This is a genomic window from Zobellia sp. OII3, assembly GCF_002211465.1.
Lineage (GTDB): Bacteria > Bacteroidota > Bacteroidia > Flavobacteriales > Flavobacteriaceae > Zobellia > Zobellia galactanivorans.
Window position 1 is genome coordinate 290,079 of the sequence record NZ_MWRZ01000003.1, and the last position, 14,874, is coordinate 304,952.

Annotated in this window: 16 protein-coding genes; 8 read left to right on the forward strand and 8 right to left on the reverse strand. The window is 41.9% G+C overall.

The genetic code is table 11. The annotated features are described in order from the left end of the window. Positions 1 to 840, reverse strand: a complete 840-nt coding sequence (locus B4Q04_RS12015) for a sugar phosphate isomerase/epimerase family protein (RefSeq protein ID WP_013994262.1) — start codon at positions 838 to 840, stop codon at positions 1 to 3. A gap of 99 nt (positions 841 to 939) precedes the next feature. Here B4Q04_RS12015 and mazG point away from each other — a divergent pair, with 99 nt between their 5' ends. The 5 genes from mazG (at position 940) to B4Q04_RS12040 (ending at position 5,629) form a co-directional block, all read left to right on the forward strand. Further along, positions 940 to 1,722 carry a nucleoside triphosphate pyrophosphohydrolase gene (mazG, locus tag B4Q04_RS12020; protein WP_013994263.1) on the forward strand — a complete coding sequence of 261 codons (783 nt, stop codon included), beginning with the start codon at positions 940 to 942 and terminating at the stop codon, positions 1,720 to 1,722. 81 nt (positions 1,723 to 1,803) lie between these two features. Then, a complete protein-coding gene (locus B4Q04_RS12025) occupies positions 1,804 to 3,174 on the forward strand; it encodes an MATE family efflux transporter (RefSeq protein ID WP_013994264.1) in 1,371 nt (456 codons plus the stop codon). Position 3,175: 1 nt separating this feature from the next. Further along, positions 3,176 to 3,403: a hypothetical protein gene (locus B4Q04_RS12030; RefSeq protein WP_013994265.1), complete on the forward strand. Its 228-nt coding sequence runs from the start codon at positions 3,176 to 3,178 to the stop codon at positions 3,401 to 3,403. Positions 3,404 to 3,408: 5 nt separating this feature from the next. Then, the gene (locus B4Q04_RS12035; RefSeq protein ID WP_013994266.1) at positions 3,409 to 3,990 is read left to right on the forward strand and encodes a phosphatase PAP2 family protein; all 582 of its coding nucleotides are present in this window, start codon (positions 3,409 to 3,411) and stop codon (positions 3,988 to 3,990) included. Next, positions 3,974 to 5,629, forward strand: a complete 1,656-nt coding sequence (locus B4Q04_RS12040; protein WP_088696953.1) for an ArnT family glycosyltransferase — start codon at positions 3,974 to 3,976, stop codon at positions 5,627 to 5,629. Before B4Q04_RS12035 ends, B4Q04_RS12040 begins: the two co-directional genes overlap by 17 nt. Positions 5,630 to 5,643: 14 nt before the next feature. Here the strand turns inward: B4Q04_RS12040 and B4Q04_RS12045 are convergent, their stop codons facing one another. Genes B4Q04_RS12045 through B4Q04_RS12055 form a run of 3 tightly spaced genes read right to left on the reverse strand, consistent with a single transcriptional unit; the run spans position 5,644 to position 8,249 of the window. Continuing rightward, complete coding sequence (locus B4Q04_RS12045) at positions 5,644 to 6,606, reverse strand: glycosyltransferase family 2 protein (protein WP_088696954.1); 963 nt, start codon at positions 6,604 to 6,606, stop codon at positions 5,644 to 5,646. A 37-nt stretch (positions 6,607 to 6,643) separates the two neighbouring features. Continuing rightward, positions 6,644 to 7,687, reverse strand: coding sequence for a methylmalonyl Co-A mutase-associated GTPase MeaB (gene meaB / locus B4Q04_RS12050; protein WP_088696955.1), 1,044 nt, complete (start codon positions 7,685 to 7,687; stop codon positions 6,644 to 6,646). 1 nt (position 7,688) lies between these two features. Continuing rightward, positions 7,689 to 8,249, reverse strand: coding sequence for a DUF2911 domain-containing protein (locus B4Q04_RS12055; protein WP_046287499.1), 561 nt, complete (start codon positions 8,247 to 8,249; stop codon positions 7,689 to 7,691). A gap of 152 nt (positions 8,250 to 8,401) precedes the next feature. Between B4Q04_RS12055 and B4Q04_RS12060 the strand changes: the two genes are divergently transcribed. Next, on the forward strand, positions 8,402 to 8,827 hold the full coding sequence (locus tag B4Q04_RS12060; RefSeq protein WP_088696956.1) for an organic hydroperoxide resistance protein: 426 nt from the start codon (positions 8,402 to 8,404) through the stop codon (positions 8,825 to 8,827). A gap of 54 nt (positions 8,828 to 8,881) precedes the next feature. Here the strand turns inward: B4Q04_RS12060 and B4Q04_RS12065 are convergent, their stop codons facing one another. The 3 genes from B4Q04_RS12065 to B4Q04_RS12075 all read right to left on the reverse strand — a co-directional run bounded on the left by B4Q04_RS12065 (position 8,882) and on the right by B4Q04_RS12075 (position 11,801). Continuing rightward, positions 8,882 to 9,787, reverse strand: coding sequence for an aldose epimerase family protein (locus B4Q04_RS12065; RefSeq protein WP_013994272.1), 906 nt, complete (start codon positions 9,785 to 9,787; stop codon positions 8,882 to 8,884). A 199-nt stretch (positions 9,788 to 9,986) separates the two neighbouring features. Continuing rightward, positions 9,987 to 10,673 carry a peptide-methionine (S)-S-oxide reductase MsrA gene (msrA, locus tag B4Q04_RS12070; RefSeq protein ID WP_088696957.1) on the reverse strand — a complete coding sequence of 229 codons (687 nt, stop codon included), beginning with the start codon at positions 10,671 to 10,673 and terminating at the stop codon, positions 9,987 to 9,989. Positions 10,674 to 10,793: 120 nt separating this feature from the next. Beyond that, the gene (locus B4Q04_RS12075) at positions 10,794 to 11,801 is read right to left on the reverse strand and encodes a malectin domain-containing carbohydrate-binding protein (RefSeq protein WP_088696958.1); all 1,008 of its coding nucleotides are present in this window, start codon (positions 11,799 to 11,801) and stop codon (positions 10,794 to 10,796) included. Positions 11,802 to 12,362: 561 nt separating this feature from the next. Here B4Q04_RS12075 and B4Q04_RS12080 point away from each other — a divergent pair. Together B4Q04_RS12080 and B4Q04_RS12085 are read left to right on the forward strand one after the other, a co-directional pair. Further along, complete coding sequence (locus B4Q04_RS12080; protein WP_013994277.1) at positions 12,363 to 12,602, forward strand: hypothetical protein; 240 nt, start codon at positions 12,363 to 12,365, stop codon at positions 12,600 to 12,602. 511 nt (positions 12,603 to 13,113) lie between these two features. Beyond that, positions 13,114 to 13,353: a hypothetical protein gene (locus B4Q04_RS12085; RefSeq protein WP_046287501.1), complete on the forward strand. Its 240-nt coding sequence runs from the start codon at positions 13,114 to 13,116 to the stop codon at positions 13,351 to 13,353. A 205-nt stretch (positions 13,354 to 13,558) separates the two neighbouring features. Here the strand turns inward: B4Q04_RS12085 and B4Q04_RS12090 are convergent, their stop codons facing one another. Further along, complete coding sequence (locus B4Q04_RS12090; protein WP_013994279.1) at positions 13,559 to 14,773, reverse strand: sensor histidine kinase; 1,215 nt, start codon at positions 14,771 to 14,773, stop codon at positions 13,559 to 13,561. Between the last annotated feature and the right edge of the window lie 101 nt (positions 14,774 to 14,874).

Consider the following 14,874-nt stretch of genomic DNA (forward strand, 5'->3'; position numbering starts at 1 on the left):
TTAAAGTGCTTTTAGAAATTTCATGTTGTGCTTCATGCTTTCCATAGGTGTACTGGCATATTCTTCTTGTTCTATAAAAATATGTTTTATGCCCGAGTCTGATTTGTGCTGTAGCAATGTGGCTATATCAAGGCCGCCCTTACCGAATTCGGTACTTATCTTTTCGTGCATGTTCATGTCTTTTAGATGCCATAGGGGAAAGCGTCCGGGGTATTTTTTAAAATAATACAAGGGGTCTTTTCCGGCAACGACGACCCAGCCCAAGTCTAGCTCCATATGAACAAGGTCGGGATCCGTATTGTCCATAAGAACATCGTAAAGTACCTCGCCTTTATCGGATTCGAATTCGTATTCGTGATTGTGGTAACCAAATTTCAAGCCTAATTTTTTACAGGCTTTTCCGGCCTTATTGAATGCCTCGGCTACCTTTTTGTAATTCCCGATGTTTTGGCCTTTGCTCGGGAGGGAAGAGCAGATTACATATTCTTGGCCCGATTCAACGGCTTGCCGCATGGTATCGTCAAAATCCTTATCCAGAGCCACGTGGCCGCTGCAGAGTTGCATGCCCAAACTATCGCAGGTATTCTTCATTTCATTTGGCGATAAGCCGTAGTAGAGTCCCGCCTTGCTTCGCGCCGATTCTATTTTTTTTATGCCAAGGGCCGCAATTTGTTCTAGGGTGCCTTTAGGGTCTTTGGCCATTTCGTTGCGAAAGGTGTAGAGCTGTACCCCGTATTTCTCACCGCTAGGCATGGCAAAACCGATGGAGGGTAGTAAAAGGCTTCCGGTAATGCCGAGGCTCGACCGTTTTACAAAATTTCTTCTATTGGTGTAGATCATAACTGGGTATGGATAAATCTTGGTAAAGACTCCTAAAATACTCTAAATTTTCGACACGTTAAAAGGTGGGTCTTTGTACTTTTACCGAAATTTTCGGGTATGAATACGAGAGAGCAAAAACTTCAGGCATTTGACCGTTTACTGACCATTATGGACGAGCTTCGTGAGCAGTGTCCGTGGGACAAAAAACAGACCATGCAAACCTTGCGGCACTTGACCATTGAAGAGACATATGAACTTGGTGATGCCATTCTCGAAAATGACCTTGAAGAGGTTAAGAAAGAGCTGGGCGATGTGTTGCTTCATATTGTCTTTTATTCAAAAATAGGGAGTGAGACCGGTGATTTCGATATCGCCGATGTTTGCAACAATATATGTGAGAAGTTGATCAACCGTCACCCCCATATTTATGGAGATGTAAAAGTGACCAGTGAAGAAGATGTAAAACGAAACTGGGAAAACATCAAACTCAAAGAAGGCAAGGGGAAAACAAGCGTTTTAGAAGGTGTTCCCAAAGGTTTGCCCGCATTGGTAAAGGCCAGTCGTATTCAAGACAAGGTGGCCGGGGTTGGTTTTGATTGGGAAAAACCCGAACAGGTATGGGAAAAGGTTCAGGAAGAACTCGGTGAATTACAAGCGGAAGTAAAAATAAACGACCAAGATAAAATGGAATCGGAATTTGGGGATGTCATGTTTGCCATGGTCAATTACGCCCGCTTTCTTAATATCAGTCCGGAAAACGCATTGGAGCGTACCAATAAAAAATTTATTGGCCGTTTTCAGTATTTGGAGGGAAAGGCCAAGGAACTGGGGAAAGAGCTTAAGGAAATGACCTTGGCTGAAATGGATGTTTTTTGGGAGGAAGCCAAACAGGCACAATAAAAATAACGCAGTGAACAAGTACAATGACGCCGTTGAAAAAATACTTCGTTTTGTACTTGATTCAGATTAAAGACAACAGTTTTGTTTCAGCAATACACTAAAGAATTTAGATATAACATAAAGCTTTCCGTACCCGTAATCTTGGGAATGTTAGGGCATACCTTCGTACAATTGGCCGACAACATTATGGTAGGGCAATTGGGTACGGCAGAGTTGGCGGCGGTTTCATTGGGCAATAGTTTTGTGTTCATAGCCATGTCCTTGGGTATCGGTTTTTCCACGGCCATAACCCCTTTGGTGGCCGAGGCCGATGGTGCGGGTAATAAGGAGAATGCCAAAAAAGCCCTAAAGCATGGCTTGGTCTTGTGTACGGTCCTTAGCCTGATGTTGTTTGGGGTGATAATGTTGGCAAAACCTTTGATGTACTCCATGAAGCAGTCTGAAGAGGTGGTGGCCTTGGCCGTTCCGTATTTGGATTTGGTAGCTTTTTCACTGGTGCCGCTCATTATTTTTCAAGCCTTCAAACAATTTTCGGAAGGACTCTCGCAGACCAAATATCCCATGTACGCTACCATTATGGCCAATGTGGTAAACGTAATTATAAACTACCTTTTGATTTTTGGGTCTTTTGGTTTTCCGAAAATGGGTATTGTAGGTGCCGCTATCGGTACCTTGGTCTCACGCTTTATGATGGTGGCCTATATCTGGTACCTTCTTAAGAGTAAAAAGAAATTTCACGATTACGTAACCGGGTTCAATTTTAGAAAAATAGAAAAAAAGGTTATCAAAAAAATTGTAAACCTGGGCTTTCCTTCGGCCTTGCAAATGTTTTTTGAGGTAGCCATCTTTACGGCGGCCATATGGCTAAGTGGTGTACTAGGGAAGAACGCCCAGGCGGCCAACCAAATCGCCCTTAACCTGAGCAGTATGACCTTTATGTTCGGAATGGGACTTGGTATAGCGGCCATGATAAGGGTGGGTAACCAAAAAGGCCTACGCAATTTTTTGGAGCTACGCCGGATCGGACGGTCAATATTCTTGCTGACCCTTCTGTTGGAAATACTTTTTGCAGGCCTATTTCTTCTCGGAAGACATTGGTTTCCCACTTTGTACCTTGATTTAGACGATGCAATGAACATTGCCGATAATACGGAAGTAGTCGTTCTTGCAGCGGAATTATTGCTGGTTGCGGCATTTTTTCAAATATCCGATGGGGTACAGGTGGTAGTCCTAGGTGCCCTCCGCGGATTACAGGATGTAAAGATCCCTACACTGATCACCTTTATCGCCTATTGGGCCATTGGTTTTCCCGTTAGCTATTACTTGGGCCTACATACCGATTTAGGAAGCATAGGAATATGGGTAGGGTTACTTACCGGGCTTAGTGCATCGGCCGTTATGTTGTATCTTCGCTTCAATTATTTGACCAAAAAGTTAATAGTAAATTCATAAGATGGAATTCCCGAAATTTTTGTTAGGTGACAACACCGATTATCCGACTGCTATATTCGTAGTACATACCGAATACCCACGCTTTATTATCAATCTAGAGAACGATGAGGTGGAATGGTTGGAGGATTTTTCGGCGGAAGATGAAAAAGAACTTGAATCGGAAGCTAAAAACCTGATCGAGCAGGCCACCGAATTTTATGATCGGGAGGTCTCTCGATATGAAGACTAAATGACATGTGGCAAGAACTTATACAACAAGATAAAGAGCTTTTTCTTTTTTTGAACAATTTGGGAAGCCCTACTTGGGATCCCTTTTGGCTGTTCATTACCCATAAGTTAAGTGCTATACCCTTGTATGCCGTGCTATTGTTTATTACCTATAAACAACTAGGGGCCAAGAAAACATTGGGAGTTTTGATAACCGTAGCCCTTATGATCTTAGTTACGGATCAGTTGACGAATTTCTTCAAATATGGGGTACAGCGCCTACGACCTTGCCATGATCCTAGCTTAGATGGACTTATGCGGTTGGTAAAAAGCTCGTGTGGAGGTAAATTCGGGTATTTTTCGGCCCATGCGGCAAATAGTTTTGCGGTAGCTTTTTTCTTTACTTTTTTACTGAAACATAAATACGCCTACATAGGAGTTTTCTTGATACCTTGGGCGATTTTGGTTGCTTTTAGCCGGGTGTATATTGGGGTACATTTTCCATTGGATGTGCTTTCAGGGGCTGTAATAGGGCTGTTTTTTAGTTGGTTATTTTCAAAGTTGTATATATTTGCAATTGAGAAATATACGTATGATATCAGACCTTAGATATAGGTTTTTATTAGTTTTGATTGTTCTGGTCTACGTTGCCGGAATGTTTGTCACCCTTTTTGAACCCGATTCGGCCCAATTTGCAGTAATGGCTATGCGAATGGTGCAAGAGAGCGATTTTCTTAACCTGATAAAAGGGGGCTCCCAATATCTCGATAAACCCCATTTGCATTTTTGGTTATCGGCATTCTCTTTTAAGCTATTTGGTTTTTATGAATGGGCCTATAGGCTTCCCGCTATATTGGTAACCTTGCTCGGGGCATATAGTTGTTTCGGTCTTGGTACGTTGCTCTACAACCGTGATACGGGAAGGTTGGCTGCCTTGATTTTTATGACCGCCCAAACGATCGTTCTGTCTGTTATAGATGTACGAACCGATGCCGCACTTACGGCATTTACCATTCTTGCCATTTGGCAGTTTACCAGCTATATAGAAAAAGGTTCATTGGCCTCGATATGCATAGGTGCCGTTGCGGCTGGCCTTGCCTTTTCTTCAAAAGGGCAGATAGCCCTGTTTGTTATTGGTTCGGCTTTGATATGTCATTTGGCATATACCCATAAATGGCAACGTGTCCTTAGTTATAAAGTCCTTGTAGGACTGGGCTTTTTTGCAATGGCTATTGCCCCTATGCTCTATGCATACTACCATCAGTTCGATATGCATCCGGAGAAAGTCATTCGCGGTACAACGGGTCATAGTGGCATTCGTTTTATTTTTTTGGAACAGAGTCTAGAGCGTAGCGGAGGTGCCATGGGGAAGACTTCTAGCGATTATTTTTTCTTTTTTCACACATTTCTTTGGGTGTTCATTCCATGGACCATTCCTGCAGTGGTTGCCGTCGGATCTCGGGTCAAGGCGCTATTCAAACTAAGGTTCGCTTATCATCCCCAATATGAATTCATGACCTTGGGCACCATCGCCATATTCTTTTTGGTGGCCAGTTTTTCACAGTTTAAGCTGCCCCATTACCTGAATATCGTAATTCCGCTTTTTGCGGTTTTGACCGCTTCTTATATAATTGATCTGGTTAAAGTTGATAATAAGAAAATCTTGACGATCTTCTTGGGAGCTCAATACTTTGTCTTGAGCGTGGTATTTACGGCGGTATTGTTCATTTGTTTTTACGTCTTTGAATTCCAAAGCCTACTGGCATGGGGGCTTTTAATCGTTCTTTGCGGCATTATTGTATATTTCTGTTTAAAAAGGGAAGCTCGTTTTTTACGTGTAATTACCCTATCGGTGTATAGTTCATTACTCTTGAATTCGGTGATGAACCTTCATTTTTACCCTAATTTGCTATTGTACCAAGCCGGGTCTAGTATGGCAGAAGTGGTGGCGGATGAGAATATTCCGGTAGATCGAATTTATAGGATATCGGACTTTAATACTTGGGCCCTTGATTTTTACAACCGTCAACGTGTAAAGCATACGTCTTTAAAGAACGTACAGGAGAAAAAGGATATTTGGCTATACGTAAACGATAAGGATTTACGAAGGGTGCAGGATGCCGGTCTTGATTGGGACCAACAATTTATCGAGAACGACTACAATATATCAATGCTTACGATGGGGTTCCTAAACCCGTCGACACGAAAACGCAACCTAAAAAAAATGCATCTTATCCACTTGCGGTGATAATTTTTTGCTGATTACGGCTGAACTTGGTCGGCTATGGTAATGCTCTTTATCCTGTAGGGACGTTTCTTTTGTGATTCGTAGTAAGTACGTATCAAGAGCTCCATTACTATGCCTATGGTAAACAATTGAATGCCGGCCAGTATGAACATCATACCAAAAGTAAGCAAGGGCCTTGTTCCTATATCTTCCCCGAATCCGAATTTTACGATGAGGAGATACATGTTGATGGCAATACCAATAAGTATAAGTACAAATCCAAAAATACCAAAGAAGTGAATAGGGCGCTGAAAATACTTTCTGATGAACAATAGTAACATAATGTCGGCTACTACCTTAAAAACGCGTTCTAGGCCGTATTTTGAGCTTCCTGCGTGCCGTGCATGGTGTTTTACCGGAACCTGTTTGATGCGGGCACCTTCAAAATGGGCCAATAGGGTAATGAAACGGTGCATTTCACCATATAGGTTCAGGTCTTTTGCTATTTCCTTGGTGAAAATTTTAAGGGCGCAACCATTGTCTTTGATATCAAGTTTTGCGGTACGACGAATGAGTGAGTTTGCTATTTTCGAGGGGATTTTTTTTACGAAGGAATCTTTCCTTTCTTCACGTATACCGGTAACCACGTCATAGTCTTTTTCCGTTATGTATTTCAGCATTTTGGGTATGTCGCTCGGGTCGTTCTGCAGATCGCCATCCATAGTAATGATATAGTCGCCCTGTGCGTAGTCGATACCGGCCGCCAAGGCCAAGCTCTGGCCGTAATTTCTTTTGAGGCTGATAAGGTGGACCCGGTCATCTTTCATGTTTTTAATAGCCTTTCGCGTACCGTCGAATGAAAAATCGTCTACGTAGATGATCTGGTAGTTATAACCTTCTAGGCTCTCGTGTATTTTCTTCGTAAGTAAGGCAATATTGTCGACCTCGTTAAATATAGGGATGACAATAGACAGCGGTGATGTTGTTACCAAATTCATGGGGCAGGTGAAGTTTGTGGCAAATTAAGTGAATTATTTAAGAGCTGGTTTTAAAAATGCTTATCAATTCTTCGGCCGCTTGAAACGGACTGATTTCTTTTGCGGTGACCATTTCGGTGTATTTTTTTAAGTTTTTGTTTATCTCCCCAGTGTGAAAAAAATCTGATTTTAGCCGTTCTTCAATGGCTTCATACAGCCATTTCTCGTTTTGTTGTTTGCGTTTTTCTTCATAGGCCCCGCTCTTTCGGGTGTCTTTGACATACTGCTCTATCATTGTCCAAATTTCGGTGATTCCCTCGTTTTTCAATGCCGAGCAACTCAATACCTTTGGTATCCAGCCATTTTCCTTCGGTGGGTACAACTGAAGGGCGTTTTTGAATTCTGCTTTGGCCGCCTCTGCTTTTTGGCGGTTGTCGCCATCGGCCTTGTTAATGACTATGGCATCCGCCATTTCAACGATTCCTCGTTTAATTCCCTGTAGCTCGTCTCCGGCACCGGCCAATTTGAGCAAGAGGAAGAAATCTACCATTCCGTGTACGGTAGTTTCGTTTTGTCCTACACCTACCGTTTCCACCAAAATAATAGGGTAGCCTGCGGCTTCGCAAAGAACGATGCTTTCCCTGGTCTTTCGGGCTACACCACCAAGTGAGAGGCCAGAGGGCGAAGGACGGATAAAGGCGTTGGAATCTTTGGCCAAGGTTTCCATACGGGTTTTGTCCCCAAGTATGCTGCCCCTACTTTGCGTGCTTGTGGGATCGACCGTCAATACGGCAATTTTATGCCCTGCAGAGGTCAATGACCGTCCCAAGGTCTCAATGAAAGTACTTTTTCCCACACCTGGTACACCGGTAATACCAATGCGAATACTCTTGTTCTTATGCTTTAAGCATTGTTTAATGATGGCATTGGCCTGCCCATAGTGTTTTTGATGGTTGCTTTCGACTAGGGTAATGGCTCGGCCCAAGGCCGTTTTGTCGCCTTGCTGTAAGGCATCGGCCAATGTTTTCGGGTCCAGGGCAACTTTCCTTTTTTTCCGTATATCGGAAATATGGGTGGAATCTGTATTTTTTATTGGTTTCAAGTTATTTTGAAATAGGTATTTTAATTTTTGTTCTATCCCATGAAATACCGAGAAATAGTTGATTCTGCCTCTCGAAATCTATCGTTAGGTTTTCTATTGGCAGGTTTGTTTCTTCTGTGGGTATTTCTACCTCTAAGACATCGTGCTTAGGTATTCTGGTCGTCTTCTTTCCTCCACTTAAGACCGTTACGCCCCAGTCGGGAATATGACTGTTAAATATGACCGACCAACTCTGGCGGCCAGGTCTCGTCCATAGGGAATAGGTGCCTTTGGCCAAAGGGTAATTCGCTACAAGTATATCGGTAGAGGTAGTGAAAGTTGTGGGTTCGTTCGCTCCTGTACGCCAAATTTCGTCATAGGGGACAAGTTCGCCAAAAATGATTCTGTCTTTTTTGGCAGGGCTGGAGTAACGTACCAGTAGGTCTATGCCGTTCTGGGTGTACGTTGCCGTTTTTTCTGGGCTATGCTTTTTGGTCTGTCTACGCATATAGGGCCCTATTACAAAAACGAAAAGTAGCCCGACGCACGCAATGCCGATGAGTAAGCGTTTTAATAGTTTCATGATTCGGTCTTGGTTCACCTAAGTTACGAATAAGGTGTGTAATCCCTTCTTTTTTTAATAGTAAAGATGTTTTTCACAATAATTTAATAACCTATAATCTTCTTATAAAAATTCATGGCTTAAATTGATGGTGTAATTATAAATTCTACGTAATGAAAACTATTTTTAAAACAGAAGCAACGAATACCGGAGGTAGGGGAGGTCACGTAAAGAGTAGCGATGGCGCCCTAGACCTAGATATAAAAATGCCGGATGCCCAAGGTAATACGGATGGAAAGTCTACCAACCCGGAACAACTATTTGCAGCGGCCTATGCGACATGTTTTGCAGGGGCACTTCAGGCAGTTGCCAAAGAGCACGATGTTGACGATTTAGGTGATTTTAGTGTAACCGCTATTGTTGGTTTTAATAAGGATGAAGATGGTTTTTTCATCGATGCCACTTTAGATTGCCTGTTGCCTACGGTAGATAAGCAAAAAGGGGAAGACTTGATCAATGCGGCCCATGAAATATGCCCATACAGTAAGGCCACGAGAGACAATATTACGGTGGAACTGAATTTGTTGGTAGAGGAATAGGATTGGCCTTGTAATACGAAGAAAGCCCTAAAAGCATTGCTCTTAGGGCTTTCTTTATATGAGTGCAAATTCATACTTTGAGATATTGCGGTACTTTTCGTTAGGCCTTAACAGGGCACTCGGAAAACTCGGTTGGTTCGGTGCATCGGGAAAGTTCTGTGTCTCGAAACATATGCCCGTAAATTCAGGAGGAGTATAGACGATAAGGGCCGGTTGATTGGTTTTGACCGTCATACTGATGCCTGATTTTTTTGACGAAACCCGTGCCGCCAGATTTGTCTTGGGGTGAATGGCAAAGGGAATGTCGAATCGCGTGTTGCCGATGGGACGTTCAGAAAGAAAATCGTACGTATTTCCTTTTACCGGAACAAATTGGCCTGTGGGTAACTTGTCTTGGGTGGCTTCCGTATAGTGGGTGCAATTAAGCTGCAGGTTGTAGTGGGCCAGAGAATCGGTGTCATCGAGCTTAAAATACGAATGGTTGGTGAGGTTTATTACGGTGGTACGATCGGTAATGGCCTGATGGTCGATGACCAAGGCGTTGCCCGATAGTTTATAAGTCACGACCACCTTTAGGTTGCCAGGGTAGCCTTCCTCAAGATGCTTGCTGAAATACGATAGTTTGACGAATGGTTCAGGGCCATTGTTGACTTCCTCGAATTTCCAGGTCTTTTGGGCAAAACTTGTTTTTCCTCCGTGTAAGTGAACCCCGTTTATATTGTGCAATGGGTAGTTCTGTCTGTCAATGACGAAACCACCCTTGGAAATTCGTCCGGCATAGCGACCAACGCAAGCTCCCATAAATTTTTTGTCCTGCGGATAGGCACTTGGATAGTCAAGGCCAACGACTACATTTGTATAGTTTCCGTCCTTATCTTTTACTAGCAATTTTTGAATAACAGCACCATAATCTAATACGATTAAGATGATGTTTTCTGTCTGTATCGTAACTTGTTTCAAGTGTCTCGAATTAAAATTATTGCAAAATTATGGGTTTTTTGCAACACGGGAATACTTCTTTCGTCCTTATAATGGAATAAACTTAAAAAACAGAAGACGAAATCTCGTCAGTACAAAATCTTTTTAAAATTACTAGCCTTGCAGCTCTTACAGGCAAAGGCAATTTGAAACGATTCCTGAAACAATGGAATTACTCAGATCAATGGACATCTTCTTTTAGATACGCTTTAAAATTCTGTTTAAAGCGGTTTAATCTCGGTACCGATACATTGGTGATATATGGATTGTTCGGGTGTTTGCGTTCGTAATCTTGATGGTAGTCTTCTGCATCGTAAAACTTGGTGAACTGGACTACTTCAGTAGTTATCGGAGCGCCGTCGTATACGTTTTGGTCTTTTAGGGCTTGTATATACCCATCGATAACCTGCTTTTCCTTGTCGTTTTTATAAAACGCAATTGAACGGTATTGCGGCCCTTTGTCGGGACCTTGTCTATTTAAGGTTGTTGGGTCGTGCGAACCAAAGAACACTTGGACCAAGGCCGTAAACGAAATGACTTTTGGGTCGTAATAGATTTTAACGGCTTCGGCGTGGCTTGTCATCCCTCCTCCAACTTGTTCGTAGGTAGGATTCTTTTCCGTGCCCCCAGAATAACCCGATACCACTTCCTTTACTCCCTTTACGCTTTCAAAAATGGCTTCAACACACCAAAAACAACCACTTGCAAAATATGCAGTTTCATATGTATCAAGGTCTTGGGGCGTGAGTCTCGTCAATTCGCTTACACCCTCTTTTTTTGTAGGGGCGATTTTTTTATTGCTGTTCGATTGGCAAGCAGTGGTAAGGGAAAGCCCAAGGGCCAAAAGGTATAATTTTAGAATTTTCATTGTTGTTTTTATTATTAGTTCTTAAAAACGGGAAGAACTTACTTAAAAATAAAAATAGGCAAAAAAATAAGGCCTGTTCGAAAAAATCGGACAGGCCTTATTAATAGGGATGGGAGTGTCTTATGGTTCGACACTTCCAGTACCTAAAATTTCTATAGCTGAAACTTTAGGTTTGTTGACAGATGCTTCAAAAGTAATTGTCAATTCACCATCTGAAACTTCAATATCGTACATACGGGTGTCTGGTTTTCCGGCTCCGATATCTTTGTAAAGGTCGTATCCGGTAAAAACTTCAGTGTCTTCCATTGTAACATTAAAGATTCTACTGCCGACACCGCCCTCTAGTCCTTCTGGGTTATCAAGGCCCCAATAGATTTCAGCGAAGTAAAGTTTAACCGTATAGCTGCCGTTTGTAACAGGGATTTTATAGGAAAATGGTCCCTTTACCTTAGTGTTGTCACTGATTCTCTCCGTTAAAAAGATGGCATTCATATCCGTGTCTTCTTCAGTGAAAAGCGGATTGGTATAGGCTTCGGTAGGACCGTCAAAATGTTGGTCCGCTAAAAAGAGATTGCCTTCATAAGTAGCCTCTGGGCCTCCACAGTTGATTCTAAGAAGGGTTGGGCCAAGCGGCTCCGTTGACTGGGCGACCTCTTGTGCAGGATTCGATTCGTCGGGATTAAAGGTTATATCTACAGTGCTTGTAATGTCTACGCCATCTAACTTGGCGGATACAGTTACAGTTTCTTCGTCTTCACTACTTACTGTTGCCGTATAGGTCCCGTTTTCGTTATCGGTTACTTCCGATACGGTGGCATTACCGGTAACCGACAATACTACGGTACCTCCACTAGCCTTAAGTAAATTTCCGTCGGCATCCGCCAGTTTGATTGTTACCGTCGAAGTACTGACTCCATCGGAATGGGCCGCAGCAGTGGCGTTTAAAGTTGTGTTCGAATTTGTTGGGTCTGCTTCGGGAGTGGGTTCTGGATCTGGGTCCGGGTCTGGCTCGGGTTGTTGTTCTGTGCCAGTTCCTCCATCATCGCTGCTGCATGCTACCGGTACCATAACGAAAGACACGAATAGCATGGCAAACAGAACTAACCTTGTTAGTAAGTTACGTCTCATAATTCAGTGATTTTAAATTAATTCATTTTCTTTTTCAAAAGTGGCTGCAAAATATTCAAAAGGCGGCCTCAGAACAATAATATTAACTAATAATCGACAAAAGATGAGACTTGATCGTTAGTCCAACTTTTTTGTGTAAGTGGAATATTACAATGTCTGAAAATCAGTGGGTTTCGTTGTAAGATTCTCGATAATATGATAAAGGGGATATTAGAATGTAAGGGCTTCTTATAGCTTGTAGACTTTTACAATAATCGGAGGAGCTTACGGCGATTGATCAGATATGAATGGATACCATCGAGTCATGGTTTTTGGAGAATTAAAAAACAGTAGGTGTGTGGCGGTATTAAAAAATGAAGAATCTACAGTTCTAGGAAGCACTTGTTTCCGATTAAAAACACTTAATCTCGATAAGCTGTTTTTGAGGTCGATTACGTTCATCGATGGTTTTTTACACTTGAACCGAAGTTGTGCAGCTAACCGAAAATAAGAGGTTTTTCAGCGAATGAAACCTCGGTAGGGTGGGGCTTCGGGCGTTTTATATATATAAACGCACAAGTCATGAAAACTATCGCAACTTTAATTTTTGTTCTTTTTATCGGATTGACCGCCCAAGCCCAAACATCGACTGAAGAGGTTAAAATAGACACTGTTGAAATGACGATCGTTACCGAGACTGCTACGGAAGAAGTTAGTCTGGAAAACACTTTGGAAGTTGCCCGTTTGTACAAAAGGGATAACGCTAGGGTAATCAAGGCACTTTCTTTTACTACAAAAAGGAACAAAGCAAAAATGGCTTAATCGATTATTTATCTACAAACCCATCAACATACATAGCAATATTTTTTTAGAACAGTCTCCCTAGGCTTTTTATAACTTTTCTATTTCTCTAGGTAATTGTTTGTGGCAAATACTCACGATAGAACAAAGTCGTATTGACTTGGTACGGCCTAGATATAACTATAGGGATGTCTTGGGAATAATTCCACAGGGAATTCACATATAATATGTATCACATTGCAGTATAATCGTTAGGCACTTTATTGATGGGATGGGGGTATGGCAAACATATTAGAACGAAACTAATTGTGATATTGGCCAAATAGAGATATCTGTCGAGGGGGGAATGCATTCTTTTCCGATTAAAAACACTTAATCTCGATAAGCTGTTTTGTAGGTCGATTACATTCATCGGTGGTTTTTTACACTTGAACCGAAGTTGTGCAGCTAACCGAAAATATGGGGTTTTTCAGCGAATGAAACCTAGGCAGGATGGGGCTTTGGGCGTTTTATGTATATAAACGCACAAGTCATGAAAACTATCGCAACTTTAATTTTTGTTCTTTTTATCGGATTGACCGCCCAAGCCCAAACATCGACTGAAGAGGTTAAAATAGACACTGTTGAAATGACGATCGTTACCGAGACTGCTACGGAAGAAGTTAGTCTGGAAAACACTTTGGAAGTTGCCCGTTTGTACAAAAGGGATAACGCTAGGGTAACCAAGGCGCTTTCTTTTACTACAAAAAGGAACAAAGCTAAGATGGCTTAAGAAATTAAGGCTTAGCTTATTTATAATAACACACGGAAGTTTCTAATAAAAGAAAAAGCCCCAATCCCATTCCTATGATAGTACTCATTTCTTTAATCGTTGTTGCGCTAGTCTTTTGCAATGTCTTGTTGTTTCCTAAAACGAAAGGAATCTTACGACCCTTGAAAGTAGAGGTCGAGGATGGTGGTTCAACAGAAGAATGCGATTAGGTCACATTAGACATCTGATCTCTGATTTCCTTGAATTTAATCGTATAATGGGTGCCTTGTCGACTTAAGTCGCGCATAAGCGAACCTTGTAATTGACGGGTTAGGTTGTGTATTAGTTTTAGACCAAGTGAGTTGGAGTTTTTGTGGTTGGTTTCTTCAGGGAACCCCTTTCCGTTATCGCCCATTTGAAGAATCAGGTAATCTTCTTTTTCTTTTCTTAACTTAATGTTTATTTCGCCTTTATTATCGTCGACTATACCATATTTAAGGGCATTGGTCACGGTTTCGTTAATCAGAAGCCCTAAGGGTATGGCCGTATCTATATTTAATTTGATATTGGGTATATCGATGTTCAAGGTAATATTGGAGCTGGTTCCTTTAATCGACCGAATGAGGTATTCCACTAACTCCTGTACATATGATTTGTATTCTATTTTAGAGAGGTCTTCCCTCATATAGAGCATTTCATGAACCATGGCCATGGTAATTACCCGGTTCTGGCTGCTTTTCAATAGGCCCTTTACATCTTTATCGGTTATGCCTCTAGATTGAAGGCTGAGCAAACTTGAAACGGTCTGTAGGTTGTTTTTTACCCGGTGGTGCACTTCCTTGATAAGGGTTTCCTTTTCGCGAATCTTTTCTTCGAGCTCATTCTTGGTCTTATATAGGTTATGGTGGGCGTGCAGGAGGTTCTTTCCGAAAACTCCCCCTAAGAGGTATATTGAAAACAATACACTGAGAAAGGCAAAAAGATTTTCGGATTCTTTGGGTACCACATTCTCCACAAAATTGAAATCGGCAACATTTTGGGTGTATATCAAGATGATGATGAGGAGGTTGAGATTGAGGTAGAGCGAGCCATAAGCCTTGGTGGTGACATAGCCGGCAACGACGATAAGGGCTAGCACAAAAATAAACGGACTATTGATTCCCCCACTGTATAACGTTACTACACTGGCCCCGGCCAAGGTCATCATTGAAACGATGTTGTATGTGAGGGCAAGATTTTTGTGGTACTTATAGAGTAGGGTGTTGAAGAGGTTTAGAATGCCGAAAATAAGAAAGGCGTAAGGTATAACTTCGGTAATATGTAGAAGAAAATAGCAAAGCGCGGCAAAAATAAGCGAGAGAACGGAAGAATAGTAATTGATTTTTAAAACTAGTCTAACTTTGGTTTTCAAGCGTTTTTCTAGGTCGGTATCCTGCTGCATATAAGATTCGTGTTTTTCTTATCTAAAACCGGTAAAAGTTTAAGAAAAATCTTCCCTTTCCACGGTAAATCTAAATAGGTTTTGGCAATCTATCAAAAAAG